18 protein-coding genes and 2 tRNA genes are annotated in these 18,857 nt (G+C 67.2%); 11 read left to right on the top strand and 9 right to left on the bottom strand.

Annotated elements, in window-relative coordinates; all coding sequences use genetic code 11:
• Positions 1 to 44 precede the first annotated feature (44 nt).
• Positions 45 to 479 (top strand): DUF4167 domain-containing protein, encoded by a 435-nt coding sequence (locus HUW10_RS03295; RefSeq protein ID WP_174502197.1) that lies wholly within the window; start codon positions 45 to 47, stop codon positions 477 to 479.
• A gap of 30 nt (positions 480 to 509) precedes the next feature.
• Here the strand turns inward: HUW10_RS03295 and HUW10_RS03290 are convergent, their stop codons facing one another.
• Positions 510 to 1,199 (bottom strand): tyrosine-protein phosphatase, encoded by a 690-nt coding sequence (locus tag HUW10_RS03290; protein ID WP_174502196.1) that lies wholly within the window; start codon positions 1,197 to 1,199, stop codon positions 510 to 512.
• A 29-nt stretch (positions 1,200 to 1,228) separates the two neighbouring features.
• Here HUW10_RS03290 and HUW10_RS03285 point away from each other — a divergent pair, with 29 nt between their 5' ends.
• The 3 genes from HUW10_RS03285 to trpS are packed head-to-tail and all read left to right on the top strand — an operon-like array spanning position 1,229 to position 4,350.
• On the top strand, positions 1,229 to 1,717 hold the full coding sequence (locus HUW10_RS03285) for a CHAP domain-containing protein (protein ID WP_174502195.1): 489 nt from the start codon (positions 1,229 to 1,231) through the stop codon (positions 1,715 to 1,717).
• A 55-nt stretch (positions 1,718 to 1,772) separates the two neighbouring features.
• Positions 1,773 to 3,305 (top strand): murein biosynthesis integral membrane protein MurJ, encoded by a 1,533-nt coding sequence (gene murJ, locus HUW10_RS03280; protein ID WP_174502194.1) that lies wholly within the window; start codon positions 1,773 to 1,775, stop codon positions 3,303 to 3,305.
• A gap of 43 nt (positions 3,306 to 3,348) precedes the next feature.
• The gene (gene trpS / locus HUW10_RS03275) at positions 3,349 to 4,350 is read left to right on the top strand and encodes a tryptophan--tRNA ligase (protein WP_174502193.1); all 1,002 of its coding nucleotides are present in this window, start codon (positions 3,349 to 3,351) and stop codon (positions 4,348 to 4,350) included.
• A gap of 97 nt (positions 4,351 to 4,447) precedes the next feature.
• Here trpS and pgmG read toward each other — a convergent pair whose 3' ends face one another.
• Both pgmG and galU read right to left on the bottom strand, forming a co-directional pair.
• A complete protein-coding gene (gene pgmG / locus HUW10_RS03270; RefSeq protein ID WP_174502192.1) occupies positions 4,448 to 5,866 on the bottom strand; it encodes a phosphoglucomutase/phosphomannomutase PgmG in 1,419 nt (472 codons plus the stop codon).
• The gene (galU, locus tag HUW10_RS03265) at positions 5,859 to 6,737 is read right to left on the bottom strand and encodes a UTP--glucose-1-phosphate uridylyltransferase GalU (RefSeq protein ID WP_174502191.1); all 879 of its coding nucleotides are present in this window, start codon (positions 6,735 to 6,737) and stop codon (positions 5,859 to 5,861) included. The genes pgmG and galU overlap by 8 nt, the downstream gene beginning before the upstream one ends.
• A gap of 146 nt (positions 6,738 to 6,883) precedes the next feature.
• Between galU and HUW10_RS03260 the strand changes: the two genes are divergently transcribed.
• Positions 6,884 to 7,306, top strand: a complete 423-nt coding sequence (locus tag HUW10_RS03260) for a MaoC family dehydratase (RefSeq protein ID WP_174502190.1) — start codon at positions 6,884 to 6,886, stop codon at positions 7,304 to 7,306.
• A 9-nt stretch (positions 7,307 to 7,315) separates the two neighbouring features.
• Here the strand turns inward: HUW10_RS03260 and HUW10_RS03255 are convergent, their stop codons facing one another.
• The 5 genes from HUW10_RS03255 to HUW10_RS03235 form a co-directional block, all read right to left on the bottom strand.
• Complete coding sequence (locus HUW10_RS03255) at positions 7,316 to 8,218, bottom strand: alpha/beta fold hydrolase (protein ID WP_174502189.1); 903 nt, start codon at positions 8,216 to 8,218, stop codon at positions 7,316 to 7,318.
• A gap of 81 nt (positions 8,219 to 8,299) precedes the next feature.
• Entirely contained in the window at positions 8,300 to 8,830 is a 531-nt protein-coding gene (gene nusG / locus HUW10_RS03250) for a transcription termination/antitermination protein NusG (protein ID WP_174502188.1), read from the bottom strand.
• 9 nt (positions 8,831 to 8,839) lie between these two features.
• Entirely contained in the window at positions 8,840 to 9,034 is a 195-nt protein-coding gene (secE, locus tag HUW10_RS03245; protein ID WP_174502187.1) for a preprotein translocase subunit SecE, read from the bottom strand.
• A gap of 63 nt (positions 9,035 to 9,097) precedes the next feature.
• A tRNA-Trp gene (locus tag HUW10_RS03240) sits at positions 9,098 to 9,174 on the bottom strand.
• Positions 9,175 to 9,271: 97 nt separating this feature from the next.
• Positions 9,272 to 9,345 (bottom strand) — tRNA-Gly (locus tag HUW10_RS03235).
• Positions 9,346 to 9,450: 105 nt separating this feature from the next.
• Here HUW10_RS03235 and HUW10_RS03230 point away from each other — a divergent pair.
• From HUW10_RS03230 to HUW10_RS03210, 5 genes are all read left to right on the top strand, one after another.
• Complete coding sequence (locus HUW10_RS03230) at positions 9,451 to 11,109, top strand: acyl-CoA dehydrogenase family protein (protein ID WP_174502186.1); 1,659 nt, start codon at positions 9,451 to 9,453, stop codon at positions 11,107 to 11,109.
• Positions 11,110 to 11,123: 14 nt separating this feature from the next.
• Complete coding sequence (locus HUW10_RS03225) at positions 11,124 to 12,149, top strand: aldose epimerase family protein (protein ID WP_174502185.1); 1,026 nt, start codon at positions 11,124 to 11,126, stop codon at positions 12,147 to 12,149.
• A 169-nt stretch (positions 12,150 to 12,318) separates the two neighbouring features.
• Positions 12,319 to 13,350 (top strand): recombinase RecA, encoded by a 1,032-nt coding sequence (gene recA, locus HUW10_RS03220; RefSeq protein WP_174502184.1) that lies wholly within the window; start codon positions 12,319 to 12,321, stop codon positions 13,348 to 13,350.
• A 96-nt stretch (positions 13,351 to 13,446) separates the two neighbouring features.
• Positions 13,447 to 14,427: a GDP-mannose 4,6-dehydratase gene (gene gmd / locus HUW10_RS03215; protein ID WP_174502183.1), complete on the top strand. Its 981-nt coding sequence runs from the start codon at positions 13,447 to 13,449 to the stop codon at positions 14,425 to 14,427.
• A 10-nt stretch (positions 14,428 to 14,437) separates the two neighbouring features.
• Complete coding sequence (locus HUW10_RS03210; RefSeq protein ID WP_174502182.1) at positions 14,438 to 15,337, top strand: GDP-mannose 4,6-dehydratase; 900 nt, start codon at positions 14,438 to 14,440, stop codon at positions 15,335 to 15,337.
• Positions 15,338 to 15,354: 17 nt separating this feature from the next.
• Here the strand turns inward: HUW10_RS03210 and aat are convergent, their stop codons facing one another.
• Positions 15,355 to 16,038: a leucyl/phenylalanyl-tRNA--protein transferase gene (gene aat / locus HUW10_RS03205; protein WP_174502181.1), complete on the bottom strand. Its 684-nt coding sequence runs from the start codon at positions 16,036 to 16,038 to the stop codon at positions 15,355 to 15,357.
• Between the two features lie 154 nt (positions 16,039 to 16,192).
• On the opposite strand from aat, the gene alaS reads away from it, so the two are divergent.
• Entirely contained in the window at positions 16,193 to 18,829 is a 2,637-nt protein-coding gene (gene alaS / locus HUW10_RS03200; protein WP_174502180.1) for an alanine--tRNA ligase, read from the top strand.
• Positions 18,830 to 18,857 lie beyond the last annotated feature (28 nt).

The following is an 18,857-nucleotide window of genomic DNA, read 5'->3' as shown; positions in this document are numbered from 1 at the left end:
TCCGGCACGCGCATGGTCGCACTGCAACAGGATACCGGAACTCTATGAACATAAAACGTATGCGCGGGCGCAACAATCGTGGTGGCGGCGGCGGTTCTTTTCGCAGCTATCAGGGGGGCACCCCGCTGAACCGCAATCACGTCTTTGACAGCAATGGCCCCGAACAGCGGGTCCGCGGCACCGCCCAGCAGCTTTACGACAAGTATCAGCAGCTTGGACGCGATGCCTCAAGTGCCGGCGACCGCGTTCTCGCCGAAAGCTATTTCCAGTATGCCGAACATTATTTTCGCATCATTTCAGCGATGAACCAGGCAGCCCAGACACAGCACGGCAACGGCCACGCCCGGCGCAACGACGCCTCGCAATCCTCCGACGCCCAGGACGATCAGGATCTTGCTGAACCCGCCCCCGGCCTCGGCGACCAGCCTTCCACCGAAGCCCGCGAAATCCCGATCAGCGCCGCACCGCCCGAGGTCTGATCGCGACCAGCCGCCCGCGCCGCCGCCCGGTCACTCCCGGGCGAGCAGCCGGTCGTTGACGAACCGTGCGATCCGCCGCCCCGGCCGATTGCGTGTCTCGCGCGCGTAGCGCTCGCGCAGCGCCTGCTCGTGATAGGCGTCGCGCACCCAGTCGAGAAACGCCATACCGCTGCCCTCCTCCTCGTACATATCGAGGAAGGCGTCCAGAATCCCGGTATTCGACTGCCGGATATGGCCGAAGCGCAGGCTGAGCTGCCGCCGCGCCTCGGCGACGCTGCCGCCCTCGATCAGCACGAACAACGCGCTCGCGATCCCCGCCCTGTCGGCGCCGGACTTGCAGTGCACCAGCGCCGGCCGCCGCATCGTGCGGATGATCTCGGCCAGCCGCAGGATGCGGTCGCGATGCGGCGCGCCGCGCGATTCCAGCGCCATGTCGTAGAAATCGAGCCCGAGCCGCCGCGCCGCCTCGCGCGAGAGCGCGTCCGAGCCGTTGCGGCACTCGCCGCGCAAGTTGATCAGCGTGTTGAGCCCGACCAGGCGGCGGAATTTCGCCAGCTGGAACGGCACCGGATGGTTCGAGCGATACAGCGCGCCCGGCTTGACCGGCGCAAAATTGGTCCAGCCCAGCCGCAGCACGGCGTGGTCGACGAACAGCGCGTCGATCCAGGCATTGCGCCGTCCCGCCGGAGTCGACAGGTCGCCGCGATAAATCGTGTCCATGCCGGCTGACTAGCAGGTATTCTCTGCCCATGCGACTCGCTCTGCCCGCCCTCGTGGCGCCGCTGCTGCTCGCCGCCTGTGCCAGCTCGCGCTTCGCCGGATACGGCACCCCGACCACGCTCACCTGCGTGCCCTATGCCCGCGCCGTCTCCGGCATCGAGATCACCGGCGATGCCTGGCGCTGGTGGGACGAGGCCGACGGGCGATACCCCCGCGCGCAGCGCCCCGTCCCCGGCGCCGTGCTGGTCTTCCGCCGCCACGGCGCGATGACCGCCGGGCATGTCGCTGTCGTTACCCGTGTCCTCGGCCCGCGCGAGATCCTCGTCACCCAGGCCAATTGGCTGCCCGGCCGCATTCAGCGCGCCACCCCGGTGCTCGATGTCTCGCCCGCGAATGACTGGACTTCGGTGCGCGTCTGGTACGCGCCCGATCACGAACCCGGCCGCACCATCTACCCCACCGACGGCTTCATCCTCCCCGCCCACGCAAGGCTGGAAACCGTCCCCGCCCCCCGCTAATGCTCTGCGCTGGTTGCGGCCGATCCGGCCGGACGCCAACCGCCAAGGAGCAAGAATGCTACGCAATGCGCTGACCGTGGGCGCCTGGACGATGGGCAGTCGGGTGCTCGGCTTCGCGCGCGACATCCTGATCGCCGCCCTGCTCGGTGCCGGCCCGGCGGCGGACGCATTTTTCGTGGCGCTGCGTCTGCCCAACCTGTTCCGCCGCCTGTTCGGCGAGGGCGCGTTCAGCGCCGCCTTCATCCCCGCCTATGCCGGCGCCCTCGCGCAGGACGGCGAAGCCCCGGCCCGCCGCCTCGCCGAGGAGGTCACTGCCATCATGGCGCTGTTCCTCTTCGCGCTCACCATCCTCGGCCTCGTGTTCATGCCCCTCGTGCTCGACATCCTGGCCCCCGGCTTCCGCGCCGATCCGGCAAAATTCGCCCTCGCGGTCCGGCTTTCGCGCATCACCTTCCCCTATCTCTGGCTGATCTGCCTCTGCGCCCTGTTCTCCGGCGTGCTGAACGCGCGCGGCCATTTCGCCGCTGCCTCCGCGGCACCCATCCTGTTCAATGTCTGCATCATCGCAACCCTTCTCATCCTGCACGCCGCCGGCCAGCGCGTGCCCGAGGCGCTGGCCTATGGCGTCGCTTTGTCGGGGATCGTGCAGTTCGTCCTGCTCGCCTGGGCGATGGCTCGCGCCGGCTCGCCGCTGCGCCTGCGCGTCCCGCGCCTCACGCCGGGGGCGCGCACCGTGCTGCGCCGCCTCGGCCCCGGGCTGATCGGCGCTGGCGTCACCCAGCTCAACCTCACGGTCGATACCATCATCGCCTCGCTGTTGCCCACCGGCACGGTCTCCGTGCTCTATTATGCCGACCGGGTGAACCAGCTTCCCCTCGGCGTCATCGGCACCGCGGTCGGCACCGTGCTGCTGCCGAGCCTCTCGCGTCAGTTCCGTCGCAACGAGACCGACGCCGCCCGCGAGTCGCTCAACCGCGCCATCGCGGTCTCGCTGCTGCTCACCCTGCCCGCCGCTGCCGCCCTCGCCGCGATCGGCCTGCCAGTGATGCGCACCCTCTTTGCCCATGGCGCCTTTTCCGACACCGATGCCGCGCGCAGCGCTGCCGCCCTCGCCGTCTATGCTTTCGGCCTGCCCGCCTTCGTGCTGGTGAAACTGTTCGCCCCCGGCTTCTTCGCCCGCGGCGACACCTCCACCCCGGTCAAGACCGGGCTCGCCGCGGTCGCGATCAACCTCGCCCTAAACCTCGCCCTGATGCATCCGCTGCAACAGGTCGGCATCGCGCTCTCCACCAGTCTCGCCGCCTGGTTCAACGCCATCGCCCTCGCCCTCCTGCTTCGCCGCCGCGCCGATTTCGCGCCGGACCGCGCGCTTGCCCGCCGCATCCTCGCCATCGTGCTGGCGAGCGGGCTGATGGCCCTGGCCCTGCTCGCCCTGCGCCGCACCGCGCTGATGCATCTCGCTCCCATTACCAGCCTCGCCCTGCTGATCGCTGCGGGCCTCGCCGTCTTCACGCTTGGGGGCATTCTCCTCGGCGCCGTCCGCCCGGCCGAGCTGCGCCTGCTCCTGCGCCGCCCCAAACCCGCCTGAACGGCGCTTGACCGGGCCGCCGAAGCGCGCTGATACAGTGGCCATGGCACGCATATTTTCGGGCATCCAGCCCACCGGAATCGCGCATCTCGGCAATTATCTCGGCGCGATCCAGAACTGGGTCGCGTTACAGGAGGGCAACGAGGGCATCTACTGCCTGGTCGACCTGCACGCGCTCACCGTCTGGGTCGAGCCCGAGGCGCTGCGCCAGCAGACGCGGGTGAACGCCGCCCTGCTCGTCGCTTGCGGCATCGACCCCACCCGCAGCATCCTGTTCCACCAGTCGGCGGTGCACGCCCATGCGCGCCTCGCCTGGATCTTCAATTGCGTCGCCCGCTTCGGCTGGCTCAACCGCATGACCCAGTTCAAGGACAAGGCCGGCAAGGATCGGGAGGCCGTCTCCACCGGCCTGTTCGTCTATCCCAACCTGATGGCCGCCGACATCCTCGCCTATCACGCGACCGAGGTGCCCGTCGGCGAGGACCAGAGCCAGCATCTCGAACTCGCCAACGACATCGCGCAGAAATTCAACCACGATTACGGGGTGGAATTCTTCCCCGCGATCACCCCGCGCATCATCGGCGGCAGCGCGCGCATCATGAGCCTGCGCGACGGCACCAGGAAAATGTCGAAATCCGACGCATCGGATCAGAGCCGCATCAACCTTACCGACGATGCCGACACGATCGCCCAGAAGATCCGCCGCGCCAAGACCGACCCGGAACCGCTGCCCGAGCGCCCGGCGCAGCTCGATTCCCGCCCCGAGGCCCGCAACCTCGTCGGCATCTACGCCGCCCTCGCCGACATCACCGCCGAGGACGTTCTGCGCGAGCACGCCGGCAACGGCTTCGGCCCGTTCAAGGAACGGCTGACCGAGCTTGCGGTGCAGAAACTCACCCCGATCGGTGCGGAGACCAAACGCCTCGCCGCCGATCCCGCCGAGATCGACCGCATGCTCCAGGCCGGCGCGGCTCGCGCCGCCGCCATCGCCGCGCCGATCGTCGCCGAAGCCGAGCGCCTCGTCGGCCTGCTGCCCGCGGGCTGAAACGAAAACGCCCCCGGGCTGGGCCGGGGGCGTATCGTCAATCTTTGAAATCCAGCGGCTTTGAGCAATTTCCGATCCTGATGGATCGGCTGATGCTCTAATGCCCGGCATTCGCCCCGGAGAAATCCGGCGCGAGACCCGAGGCCGCAAGTTGCGAAGCGAGGATCTGCTTCAGCCGCGCCAGCCCCTCGTTCGATCCGGCTTCCGCACGCGCCACCAGCACCGCCTGGGTGTTCGAGGCCCGCAGCAGCCACCACCCGTCCTCGGTCGTCACCCGCACACCGTCGGTCTCCGATACGTTGGCGCCATCCGCCCGCAGCCGCTCGGCCACCTCGGCGACAACCTCGAATTTGCGGTCCTCCGCGCAGTCGAAGCGCAGCTCCGGCGTGTTGATCACTTGCGGCAGGCTCTTGCGGAAGGTGGAAACGCTCTCGCCGCTCTTGTTCACCGCGTTCAACACGCGGATCGCGGCATACAGCGCATCATCGAACCCGTACCACTTGTCGGCGAAGAAAATGTGACCAGACATCTCGCCCGCAAGCGGCGCGCCGGTTTCCGCCATTTTCGACTTGATCAGCGAATGCCCGGTCTTCCACATCAGCGGCGTGCCGCCGGCGGCGGCAACCTGGTCGAACAGCACCTGGCTCGCCTTCACATCGGCGATGATCGTTGCCCCCGGATGCGCCGCCAGCACGTCGCGCGCCAGCAGCACAAGGAACTGGTCGCCGAACAGGATCTCGCCGGTATCGTCGACGATGCCGATCCGGTCGGCGTCGCCGTCGAAGGCGATGCCGATATCCGCCCCCTGCTTCTTCACCGCGGCCACCAGCTGTTCGAGATTCTTGGGCACCGTCGGGTCCGGGTGATGCGCCGGGAACCGTCCGTCGATCTCGGCGTTCAGCACCATGTGCCGACCCGGCAGCGCCTGCACCAGCCGCGCGACGATGTCGCCCGCCGCCCCGTTGCCGGTATCCCAAACCACGTTGAGCATCCGGTCGCCGCCTTCCCAGTCCTCCAGCAGACGGGCCAGATAGGCATCGCTGACGTCCTTTTCCTCGACCGTCCCCGCGCTCTCCGGCTCGACATCGCCGGCCGCCGCCAGACGGCCAAGCTCCTGGATCTGCGCGCCGAAGAACGGCTTGCGCCCGAGCATCATCTTGAAGCCATTGTAGTTCGAGGGGTTGTGGCTGCCCGTCACCATCACCGCGCCATCGGCCTCGCCGGTCGTTGCCGCGAAATAGAGCATCGGCGTCGGCCCGCAGCCGATATCGGTCACCTGCATGCCGCTCGCCACCAGTCCGGCGATCAGCGCCCGCGACATCGCCGGCGAAGAAAGCCGCCCGTCGCGGCCCACGGTCACCCGGCTGCCGCCCTTGCGCGCCACCATCGAGCCGAAGGTCCGCCCGATCGCGAAGGCGTCGGTCTCGTGCAGGGTTTCACCGACAATGCCGCGAATGTCGTATTCGCGCAGCATCGTCGCGGGGAATTGATGAGAGAAACCGGTTTTGTCATGCATCTGAATAAGCCTTTAGAAAATGCCGGATCGACGGCCCGAGATCGGCGCGCTGCAGACCGAAGGCAATCTGTGCTTCCAGATAGCCTGCCTTGTCGCCGCAGTCGAACCGGCGTCCCTCGAACTTGAGCCCGTGGAAAGGTGCGGCCCCGATCATCTTCGCCATCGCGTCCGTCAGCTGCACCTCGTTGCCGGCGCCGCGCTCCATCCGCGAGAGATGGGCGATCACCTCCGGCAGCAGCACGTAGCGCCCGATGATCGAGAGGTTGGACGGCGCTTCCTCGCGCTTCGGCTTTTCAACGAGCCCCCTGACCTCGACGAGGTTGCCTTCCACCGTTCCGGTCTTCAGCACGCCATAGCGATGGACATGCTCCATCGGCACCTCCTCGACCGCGACCACATTTCCCCCGGTCGCCCGATAGGCGTCGGCGAGTTGGCCAAGGCAGGGCGTCCGGCTCAGCACCAGGTCGTCGGGCAGCAGGATCGCGAACGGATCGTCGCCGATGAACGCGCGCGCGCACCAGATCGCGTGGCCAAGCCCGAGCGGCACCTGCTGGCGCACCGTCACGATCGACCCCGGCTCCATCGCCTCGCTGCGCAGCATGTCGAGCGCATCGCCCTTGCCGCGTTCGTTCAACGTCGCCTCAAGCTCGAAGGCGATGTCGAAATGGTCGATCAGCGCCGTCTTGCCACGCCCGGTTACCATGCAGAACTGCTCGATGCCTGCGGCCCGCGCCTCGTCGATCGCGTACTGGATCAACGGCTTGTCGACGACCGGCAGCATCTCCTTGGGGATCGCCTTCGTCGCCGGAAGGAATCGCGTACCCAGCCCGGCAACGGGAAGGACTGCTTTTTTCAAAGGCTTGATCGGCAAAGCACTGTCTCCCTCAAAACGATATCAGCGCGTGAAGCCCTGCCCCTGGAATGGACGGCCTGGTGCCCGTGTGGCAGTTATTCCGCTTGCGCGCCAAATGCCACGTTGCAGCTGAATGAACAAGAACATCCAAGAAAGATTAAAATATGGCTGAAATCATCAAAATCGGTGACAGTTTCGAGACCGAACACGTTTTCGAGGAAAGCGCCTCCCGCGCTTTCGCCCTGCTGGTGGGCGACACCAACCCGATGCACCATGACGAGGCGCTGGCCAAAGCCTCCCGTTATGGCGGGCTGATCGCCAGCGGTACCGAGACCACGGCGCGGATGATGGGCCTGACCGCGGCGCATTTTTCCGGCCTCGGCCCTACCGTGGGCATGGAGTTCACCTTCCGCTTCCGCCGTGCCGTGCCGATGGACGCACGCACCCGCATCCGCTGGGAGGTAACCGGCATTGAATATAAGGAAGGCCTTGGCACCATCGCGGTCTGTGCCGGGACACTCACCCTGGTCGAGACCGGAACCGTTGCGGTCGAGGGCACCAGCAAGGGCGTGCTGCTGGACTCCTGAACAGCGACCTCAGGGGCTAGGGTGAAACGGCACCTCGCGCCCTTCCAGCCAGGCCTCGATCATCGCGTTCACCGATTCCGGCGCCTCCTGCTGCACCCAGTGCGACACGTCCGGCAGGCTGCGAAAGGTGAAATCGTCGACCAGTGCCGCGGTGCCCTCGGTCAGTTCGAAGCCAAGCGCAGGGTCGACCTCGCCCCAGATCATCAGCGTCGGCACCGCAAGCCGCTTCGCCGGCGCGAGCCGGCGCCACGGGTTGCGCAGATTCGCCCGGTACCAGTTGATCATCGCGGTCAGCGCGCCGGGAATCAGCGCATTGGCGCGATAGACCTCCAGCACCTCGTCGGGGAACCGGCTCTTGTCCACCGCCAACCCGCGAAATACCCGGGCGATCCAGGCGGCCCGGTCCGCCGCCAGCACGCGCTCGGGCAGCCAGGGGAGCTTGAACCAGAAAATGTACCAGGAGCGGCGCAACTGCCGCCACCGGCGCAAGCCGCGGGCGAAGAGATCGGGATGCGGCAGATTCATCACGATGAACCGCTCCACCGGCCGGACCCGGTTCAGCACGAACAGCCAGCCGAGCGCCCCGCCCCAGTCATGCCCGATCAGCAATACCCCGTCATCGATGCCGCGCGCCCGTGCTGCGTCGATCAGCCCGGCCACGTCGCGCAGCAGCAGCGAGGCGCGGTAATTCTCCACCCCCTGCGGGCGGGACGAATGCCCATAGCCCCGCAAGTCCGGTGCCCAGGCAGTGTAGCCGAGGCGGGCGAGCAGAGGCAGCTGGAAGCGCCACGAGAAGCGGCTCTCCGGAAATCCGTGCAGGCAGAGTGCGAGCTTTCGGCCGCTCCCCGCCGTGTCAACGTCGAATTCGAGACCGTTGGCGGCAATCCTGACGGTTTCGATCGTGTTGTCCATATCGCCCCCCTTTCGCGGCCGTTCCGGCCCTCCGGGCCAGCCTCCGCACCGGAGAATCCGCCGTGCGGCGGGGGCGCCGTGTCAGAGCTTTTCGACCTGCCCGTATTCGAGTTCGACCGGCGTCGAGCGCCCGAAAATCGAGACGGACACCTTAACCCGACCCTTGTCCTCGTCAATGTCCTCGATCACGCCGTTAAAGCTGGTGAACGGCCCGTCAGCGACGCGTACCTGCTCGCCGATCTCGAAGACGACCGCCGGACGGCGATGCTCGGTGCCTTCCTGCACCTGCTGGATCATGCGCTGCGCTTCCGCCTCGGAAATCGGCGTCGGCCGCAGCTTGCTACCGAGAAATCCGGTCACCTTCGGAATGTCGCGCACGAGATGCCAGGCATCGTCGGTCATTTCCATCTTCACCAGCACGTAGCCGGGGAAGAACTTGCGTTCGGCGTTGACCTTCTGGGCGCGGCGGATCTCCACCACCTCCTCGGTCGGCACCATCACCTGCTCGATTTCGTCCGCCAGACCCTTCTGGGCAGCGGTTTCCATAATCTGGGTCGCGATCTTCTTCTCGAACCCGGAATAGACGTGCAGAACGTACCAGCGCTTTGCCATGACTCTACCTCAGCCCCCGACACCGAACAGCAACCGCATCGCCCCGCCGATCACCTGATCGACCGCGAGGAAGAACACGATGGTCACCACGACCATGGCCAGCACCACGCCGGTGGTCACCAGTGTTTCCTTGCGCGACGGCCAGGTGGTCTTGGAGGCCTCGCTGCGCACATCACGCAAGAATTTCGCCGGGTTGAACGCCAATGTCAGGTTGCTCCATGAAAACTGCCGAGAATCGCCTGTAGCGCCGGCCCTCGGGATTCCGGCTGGCAGGGGTGGAGGGTCTCGAACCCCCAGCCTCCGGTTTTGGAGACCGGCGCTCTAGCCAATTGAGCTACACCCCTGCGGCGCAGACTGCCCGCAAACCGCGCGCATCCGTCCGCCTTGCACAACGACCCGGCCCCGCTGTCAAGTGCAGACAAGGCGCAAGGTCGTTCAGGCTGGAGCGGGTGACGGGAATCGAACCCGCACAGCCAGCTTGGAAGGCTGGAACTCTACCATTGAGCTACACCCGCAACATTGGCGGGTATAAGCGCAGCGCGCGTCGTCATCAATAGAGCCGGGCGCGAACAGGACATGCCGGGCGAGACAAACCGTGCCAGCCTGTCTATGCTGAGACGATGGCTGTAACCCACGAGGTCTTCAACCAGGCCGGCGAACCGCCCGATCACGACGCCTTCACCGCCGATGCCGCCCTTGCCGAAGCGGTCGCCGCCTACGGTGCCTCCTGGGCGGTTCCCCATCTCGCCGCGGTCGGCACGCGGGTCGGTTCCGCCGAACTGCGCGCCCTGGCGCGGGAGGCGAATCGCAACCCGCCCGAACTCGCCGTCTTCGACCGCTTCGGCCACCGCATCGACGAAATCGCCTACCATCCCGCCTGGCATAGCCTGATGCGCATGATCCGCGCCGACCGCTTCCACAGCCTGGCCTGGACCGAGCCCCGCCCCGGCGCTCATGTCGCCCGCGCCGCGGTGGCCTATCTCTGGGGCCAGGGCGAGCCCGGGGTCTGCTGCCCGGCGGCGATGACCTTCGCCGCGACCGCCGCCCTTGCCCACGCGCCAGACCTGCTCGCCCGCTTCCGCGACCGCATCCTTGCGCCCGGCTACGACCCGCGCCCGCTGCCGCCGGCCGAGAAACCGGCACTCGGCGTCGCCATGGCGATGACCGAGAAACAAGGCGGCTCGGATCTGCGCCAGACCCGCACCACCGCGACCCGCGCGGGCGATTCGTGGCAACTGACCGGCCACAAATGGTTCTTCTCGGTGCCCACCAGCGATCTCTTCCTCACCCTCGCCCGTACCGGCGAGACGATCTCTTGCTTCCTGGCCCAGGGCTGGCGCGATGACGGCGGCCGCAACGCGGTGCGGATCCAGCGCCTGAAGGACAAGCTCGGAAACCGCTCCAACGCCTCCTCGGAGGTCGAGTTCGACGGGCTTGAGGCGGTCATGGTCGGCGCCGAGGGCCGCGGCATCGCCACCATCATCGAGATGGCGCATCTCACCCGCCTCGAATGCGCGCTCGGCGCCGCAGCGCTGATGCGCCAGGCCACCTCGCTCGCGCTCCACCACGCAGCCCATCGCCGCGCCTTCCAGCGCGCCCTGATCGACCAGCCCCTGATGCGCGCCGTCCTTGCCGACATGGCCCTGGAAGCCGAGGCGGCGCTCTGGCTTGCCCTGCGCGCAGCAGCTGCAACCGATGCCGCCGCCCGCGACCCCGCCGAAGCCGCCCTCGCCCGGATCATCGTCCCGATCGCGAAATACTGGACCTGCAAGCGCGCCCCCGCCCTGCTCGCCGAGGCGCTGGAGTGCCACGGCGGCAACGGCTTCGTCGAGGAGCACCCGATCGCCCGGCTCTACCGCGAGGCGCCGCTGAACGGCGTCTGGGAGGGGGCCGGCAACGTCATCTGCCTCGACGTGCTGCGCGCGCTGACCCGCACGCCCGAGGCCGTCGCCGCCCTTGCCGCCGAACTCGCCCCCGCCCGCGGCGCCGACACCGCGCTCGACGCGCTGATCGCCGGCGTGGAGGCGAGGCTCGAATGTCCCGAAGCTGCCGAGCCCGTCGCCCGCCGCCTCGTCGAGCATCTCGCCCTCGCCCTCTCGGCCGCGCTGCTGCTCCGCCATGCTCCCGGCGCCGTCGCCGAGCGCTTCATCGCCGCACGAATCGTTCACCCCGCACTGGCCTTCGGCGCCGCTGGCGCCACCGGCGGCGACGCTGGCATCCTCGCCCGCGCCGCCGTCATCCCCCCGGACACCAGCCCAAACGCCTGCCAAGACGCCTGAAGGACCGACCGGCCATGCCCGACCCCGTCATCGCCCCCTACGGCACCACACGCGCCGGCGCGAAGGTGCGGCGGATCACCCTCGCGAATGCGGCCGGCATGTCGGTCAGCCTGCTCGACTATGGCGGCATCGTCGAGGAACTCCTTGCTCCCGACCGGCGCGGCCGCCTCGCCAATATCGTGCTGACCTGCCCGACCCTCGCCGACTACGAGACGAAGAGTCCCTATTTTGGCGCGATCGTCGGCCGCTACGCCAACCGCATCGCCGGCGCCGGCTTCACGCTCGACGGAGTCCGTCATATTTTGCCGGCCAACGAGGGCACAACCACCCTGCATGGCGGCCCGGCCGACGGCCCCGCGCCCAATTTCAGCCACCGTGTGTGGGACATCGTCGCGGCCACCGGCAGCGCCCTCACCCTTCGCCTGCATAGCCCGGACGGCGAGAACGGCTTTCCTGGCGATCTCACCGTCTACGTCACCTACACGCTGACGCCGGACAACACGCTCCGCCTCGACTATGCCGCCCGCGTCGCCGGCCGTGCGACGGTGATCAACCTGACCAACCACGCCTATTTCAACCTCGCCGGCGGCGGCACCGCGCTCGACCACGACATCGCCGTTGCTGCCGCGCGCTACCTTCCCGCCGATTCCGCAAACATCCCGACCGGCGCCATCGCCCCCGTTGCCGGCACCTGGCTCGACCTCACCCGACAGCAGCGACTCGGCCCCGCCCGCGCCGGACTCGACCATTGCCTTGTGCTCGACAAGCCCGAAGGCGTGATCGGCCTCGCCGCCCTCCTGAGCGATCCAGCCTCCGGCCGCGTCCTCACGGTCGAGACTACCGAGCCCGCCGTGCAGGTCTATGCCGCCGGCAAGCTTAACCTGCCGCCCTATGGCCCCGGTGACGGAATCGCCCTCGAAACCCAGCATTTTCCCGATTCGCCCAACCGCCCGGCCTTTCCCTCTACCAGGCTCGACCCCGGCGAAGCGTTCCGCTCCAGCACGGTGTGGCGCTTCACGACCGACCAGACGAGAACATGACAGGAACAATTGATTAATAAATTCTTATCAAACGCGTTGCCGTTATGTTCTCTTCATGCAAAACTCACCCTCGACGGATGTATCCGCACGCCGTAAGATGAATTCGCGTTCAGGTTGCATGATTCGACCGTTGCCCACGCTGCCGCCCTTCACGCTTCAGGAGTTACCGATGGATAAGAACAAGGCACTCGATGCCGCCCTGGCCCAGATCGAGCGCGCCTTCGGCAAGGGCTCGATCATGCGCATGGGGTCGCGCAGCGAGTCCGAGACGATCGATGTCATTTCCACCGGCTCGCTCGGGCTCGACCTCGCCCTCGGCATCGGCGGCCTGCCGCGCGGCCGCGTGATCGAGATCTACGGGCCGGAATCCTCGGGCAAGACCACCCTCGCCCTGCACGCCGTGGCCGAGGCGCAGAAGCGCGGCGGCACCTGCGCTTTCGTCGATGCCGAACACGCGCTCGACCCGATCTATGCGCGCAAGCTCGGCGTCGATGTCGATAATCTGCTGATCTCCCAGCCCGACACCGGCGAGCAGGCGCTCGAGATCGCCGACACGCTGGTCCGCTCCGGCGCGGTCGATGTTCTTGTCGTCGACTCGGTTGCCGCCCTGGTTCCCCGCGCCGAGCTCGAGGGCGAGATGGGTGACAGCCATGTCGGATTGCACGCCCGCCTGATGAGCCAGGCGCTGCGCAAGCTCACCGGCTCGATCTCGCGCTCGAAGACACTGGTGATCTTCCTCAACCAGATCCGCCTCAAGATCGGTGTGATGTTCGGCAACCCCGAAACCACCACCGGCGGCAACGCGCTGAAATTCTACGCCTCGATCCGCATGGATATCCGCCGCATCGGCGCGATCAAGGACCGCGAGGAAGTCACCGGCAACCAGACCCGCGTGAAGGTGGTCAAGAACAAGCTGGCCCCGCCCTTCCGCCAGGTCGAGTTCGACATCATGTATGGCGAGGGTATTTCCAAGGTGGGCGAACTTCTCGATCTCGGGGTAAAGGCCGGCATCGTCGAGAAATCCGGCGCATGGTTCTCCTGCGACAGCCAGCGCATCGGCCAGGGTCGCGAGAATGCGAAGCAGTTCCTGCGCGACAATCCCGAGGTCGCCGGCTCCATCGAGCAGCGCATCCGCGCCCAGGCCAATCTCGTCGAGGCGTCGATGATCACCGACGAAACCGAGCCCGAAGCCGCCGAGTAACAGCGGCGCGGCGGGCAGTTGCCGGAGCCCAGCCTTGATTTCGGCTCGTCCGCTATTTAACAACACCGTTCATTAACCAAACTCAGGGTCAATTTCATGAAGCGTGCGCTCATAACGGGCATCACCGGCCAGGATGGCGCCTACCTCTCGCAACTCCTGGTCGGCAAGGGTTACGAGGTGTTCGGCGTGATCCGCCGCTCCTCGCATCGTGGCGTCGAGGATCATCGGCTGCGCTGGCTGGGCATCGCCGATCGCGTCACGCTTCTCGATGGCGACCTCTCTGACCTCTCCAGCCTGGTCCGTATCGTCAAGGAGGTCCAGCCCGACGAAGTCTACAATCTCGCTGCCCAGTCCTTCGTCGCCTCGTCCTGGCGCCAGCCGATCCTGACCGCGAACATCACCGCCATCGGCGTCACCAACATGCTCGAGGCGTTGCGCGCCGAAAAGCCGGATGCCCGCTTCTATCAGGCATCGTCCTCCGAAATGTACGGTTTGATCCAAGAGGACATGCAGAGCGAGACCACCCCCTTCTATCCTCGCTCCCCCTATGCCGTCGCCAAGCTCTACGGTCACTGGATCACGGTGAATTACCGCGAGAGCTTCGGTATGCACGCCTCATCCGGCATTCTCTTCAACCATGAGAGCCCGCTGCGCGGCGTCGAGTTCGTGACCCGCAAGGTGACTGACGGCGTTGCCCGCATCAAGCTGGGCCTTGCCACCGAGCTGCGCCTCGGCAATGTCGACGCCAAGCGCGACTGGGGCCACGCCCGCGACTATGTGAAGGCGATGTGGCTGATGCTCCAGCAGGACACCCCGGACGATTACGTCGTCGCCACCGGCCGGACCACCACCGTGCGGGATATGTGCCGGATCGCATTCGAGCATGCCGGGCTGGACATCGAGCGCCATCTCGTCATCGATCCCGCCTTCTACCGCCCAGCCGAGGTCGACGTGCTGCTCGGCAACCCCGCCAAGGCGCAGCGGGCACTTGGCTGGCAGCCGGAAACCTCGCTCGAGCAGATGATCGTCGAGATGGTCGAGGCCGACCTCGCCCGCCTGCGCGAAACCACGCGCTAGTCCTGCCTCGATGGCAGCGCCAACCCGCATCATGGTCACCGGGGCCGGCGGCTTCGTCGGCCGGCACCTTTGCGCCACGCTTGCGGCCAGTTTCCCTGCCGCCAAACTGCAGGCGCTGCGTGCCGACATCACCGATCCCGGCGCGCTGGATGCCGAAATCAGCGCCGCAGCGCCGGAGGCGTGCATCCATCTTGCCGGCGTGGCCGCGGTGCCGGCCGCCCGGCAGGATCCGCGGCGCGCCTTTGCCGTCAATCTCGACGGCACGCTCAACCTCGCCCGTGCCCTGCTCACACACGCGCCGCGCTGCCGCCTGATCTACGCCGGCAGCGCCGACTGCTACGGTGCGACCTTCCGCACCGGTGTGCCGCTCGACGAATCCGCCCCGCTCGCGCCGCTCAACACATATGCCGCCAGCAAGGCCGCAGCCGATCTCGCCCTTGGCGCAATGGCGGCCGAATCCGGCCTGCTTGTGCTGCGCCTGCGCCCGTTCAACCATGTCGGTCCCGGCCAGAGCGAGGCCTTTGCTCTCGGCTCCTTTGCCGCACAGCTTCGCCGCATCGCCGCCGGCGAGGCGCCTGCCGTGCTCCGCGTCGGCAATCTCGACGCCGAGCGCGATTTCCTGCATATCGCCGATGTCACTCGCGCCTATGCGCTTGCCCTGGACCGGTTCGACGAGCTGCCCGACGCGACGATCCTCAACCTCGCCTCCGGGACACCGCGCCGCCTGCGCGACATGGTCGAGGCGATGATCGCAACGCTCGGCATACCGGTTGCCATCGAACTCGACCCCGCCCGCCTCCGCCCAAGCGACATTCCCCGCGCCACCGGCAACGCCGCCAGGGCTGCCGCCCTGCTCGGCTGGCAGCCCACGCACAGCCTGCAAGACATCGTCAACGCCGTCCTGCAATAGACTGATTTTAAGTTTCTTTAACCTTCGTCAGCCTTGTTCGCCCCGGCGGCCGCAAGACAGGCGATCTCGGCGGCGAGCCGCGGTGCCGGCGGGTCTGCCAGCCAGCGCGCCGGTTGCGCCACGGCCGCGGCGAGCCTCGCGTGATAGGAAGCCCGGCTCACCTCCATCGCGCCGAACCGGGCCAGATGCACGGTCAGGAACTGCGTATCCAGCAGCGTGAACCCACCCAGCCTGAGCCGTGCGACCAGATGCACCAGCGCCAGTTTCGACGCATCGCGCTCCCGCGAAACCATGCTCTCGCCGAAAAATGCACCGCCGATCGCGAGACCGTAAAGCCCGCCGACCAGAACGCCCTCCCGCCATACCTCGATGCTGTGGGCATGGCCGCGCTCGTGAAGTTCGATGAACAGCCGCTCGATCCCGGCATTGATCCAGGTTTCCATCCGTCCCGGGGCTGGCGCCGCGCAAGCGGCGATCAGTGCCGGGAAATCGCGGTCGGCGACGATCTCGCAGGGCGTTGCCCGCAGCGTGCGCGCCAGCCGCCGCGGCAGATGGAAGCCGGAGAGCGGCAGCACCCCCCGTCGCTCGGGATCGAGAAAATGCAGCGTCGCCGAATCCCGCCGCTCCGCCATCGGAAAGAGGCCGAGCCGGTAGGCGCGCAGCAACAGGTCGGCGGTCAGCTCGGCGTCATGCGGTGCCATGGCCGATGATGTCCCGAAACGCCTGGCCCGACAACTGAAGCATCATCCATTCCCGCGGGTTCGCCTTCCCCATCGACCTGCGCGCGGATGACATTACCGCAACCCTGCGGTATGGCAGGGGGAGAACCATGTCTCAGGAATGACCGGCCGCTCCATGACCTCCAGCAACGACATCCGCGCAACCTTTCTCGACTTCTTCGCCCGCAACGGCCACGAGGTGGTGCCCTCGGCCCCCCTGGTGCCCCGCAACGACCCGACGCTGATGTTCGTCAATGCTGGCATGGTGCCGTTCAAGAACGTCTTCACCGGCCATGAGCACAGGCCCTATGTCCGCGCCGCATCCTCGCAGAAATGCGTCCGCGCCGGCGGCAAGCACAACGATCTCGACAATGTCGGCTACACCGCCCGGCACCACACCTTCTTCGAGATGCTCGGCAACTTCTCGTTCGGCGATTATTTCAAGGACGTCGCGATCGAGAATGCCTGGACCCTGCTCACGAAGGATTTCGGCATCCCGAAAGACAAGCTGCTCGTCACCGTCTACCACGAGGACGATGAGGCCGCCTCGCTCTGGAAACGGATCGCCGGATTGCCGGACGAGAAAATCATCAGGATCGCGACGGACGACAATTTCTGGCGCATGGGCGATACCGGCCCCTGCGGTCCCTGCTCGGAAATCTTCTACGATCACGGCCCCGCGATTCCCGGCGGCCCGCCGGGCAGCCCAAACGAGGATGGCGACCGCTTCATCGAGATCTGGAACCTCGTATTCATGCAATTCCTCGAGGAACCGGCCGGCGTGCGCAACCGCCTGCCTCGCCCCTCGATCGACACCGGCATGGGCCTCGAGCGCTTCGCGGCCATCCTCCAGGGCAAGCACGACAATTACGACACCGACACGCTGCGCGCCCTTATCCTTGCGTCTGCCGAGGTTTCGCAAACTGATCCCGACGGCGCGCACAAGGTCAGCCACCGCGTGATCGCGGATCATCTTCGCGCCACCTCCTTCCTGATCGCCGATGGCGTGCTGCCCTCGAACGAGGGCCGCGGCTATGTGCTGCGCCGGATCATGCGCCGCGCCATGCGCCACGCCCACCGGCTCGGCATGCGCGAGCCCTTCATCTACCGCCTGGTTCCCGCACTCACCCGCCAGATGGGCGTGGCCTTTTCGGAACTCCCCCGCGCCGAGGCCCTGATCGTCGAGACGCTGAAGCTCGAGGAGCAGAAATTCGCGGTGATGCTCGAACGCGGTCTTTCGCTCCTCGAAGACGAAGTGCAGAAACTCGGCTCGGGCGAGAAACTCCCCGGCGCTGTCGCCTTCAAGCTCTACGACACCTACGGCTTCCCGCTCGACCTGACGGAAGACGCGCTGCGCGAACAGCATCGCGGCCTCGATCATGTAGGCTTCACCGCGTCGATGGCCGAGCAAAAGGCGCGCGCCCGCGCCGCCTGGGCCGGCTCCGGCGATGCCGCGACCGAAACCGTCTGGCTCGACCTGCGCGATCGTCTCGGCGGCACCGAGTTCCTCGGCTATTCGACCGAGGAGAGCGATGCCAGCCTCCTCGCCGTGGTGGTGAAGGGCGCCCCCGCCGGCCGCGCCGAGGCTGGGCAGGAGGTCGCCCTCATCTTCAACCAGACGCCGTTCTACGCCGAAAGCGGCGGGCAGGTCGGCGATACCGGCACGCTCACCGCCCCCGGCGTTATCATCCGCGTCACCGACACGCAGAAAAAGGCCGGCGATCTCTTCGTCCATTACGGCACGATCGAGGAAGGCGAGATTGCCCCCGGCGACTCCCTTCATGCCGAGGTCGATCACGCCCGCCGCGGCGCCATTCGCGCCCACCATTCGGCGACTCACCTGCTGCACGAGGCGCTGCGCCGCGCCCTTGGTCCGCACGTGACGCAGAAAGGCAGCCTGAACGCGCCGGACCGTCTGCGCTTCGACATCTCCCAGCCCCGCCCGGTGACGGGCGAGGAACTGCGCGCTGTCGAGCGCGAGGTCAACGCGCGCATCCGCGAGAACGCCGCGGTGGAAACCCGGCTGATGACGCCCGATGAAGCGGTCAAGCGCGGCGCGATGGCTCTGTTCGGCGAGAAATACGGCGATGAGGTGCGCGTCGTCTCGATGGGCGCCGGCGATGGCGGGAAGTCCGCCTATTCGATCGAGCTGTGCGGCGGCACCCATGTCGGCCGCACCGGCGATATCGGCGCCTTCCGCATCCTCGCCGAATCAGGGGTCGCTGCCGGCATCCGCCGCATCGAGGCTGTCACGGGCGAAGCCGCCCTCGCCGCCACCGAGGCCGCCGCCGACCTGCTGGAAGAGGCAGCCGCCACGCTCAAGGTCGCCCCCGCCGAACTCCCTGCCCGTATCGCTGCCCTGCTGGAGGAGAAAAAACGCTTCGAGCGGCAGATCGCCGATCTGCAGCGCAAGCTCGCCACCGGCGGCGCCGCGTCCGAGATCGAGGAGGTCGCGGGTATCAAGCTCGCCGCCCGCAATCTCGGCGAGGTCTCGCCGCGCGACCTGAAATCGCTGGCGGATTCCATCCTGAAATCGATGGGCTCGGGCATCGCCGCCCTGGTGTCCACCGCCGAGGGCAAGGCGAGCATCGTTGTCGCCATCTCGGCCGACCTGACCGACCGGTTCAACGCCGTCACCCTGGTCCGCGCTGCTTCGGAAGCGGTCGGCGGCAAGGGTGGCGGCGGAAGGCCGGACATGGCCCAGGCCGGTGGCCCGGATGGCGCCAAGGCCGACGAGGCGCTCGCCGCGATCCGCGCATCCCTCGGTGGCTAGAGCATCATCCGATCGGATGGAGTCATCT

It is taken from the genome of Acidiphilium sp. C61, assembly GCF_905116885.1.
In the GTDB taxonomy this organism is placed as follows: Bacteria; Pseudomonadota; Alphaproteobacteria; order Acetobacterales; family Acetobacteraceae; genus Acidiphilium.
The sequence above is the reverse complement of the archived record's forward strand: the minus strand, read 5'-3'. Positions and strand labels throughout refer to the sequence as shown.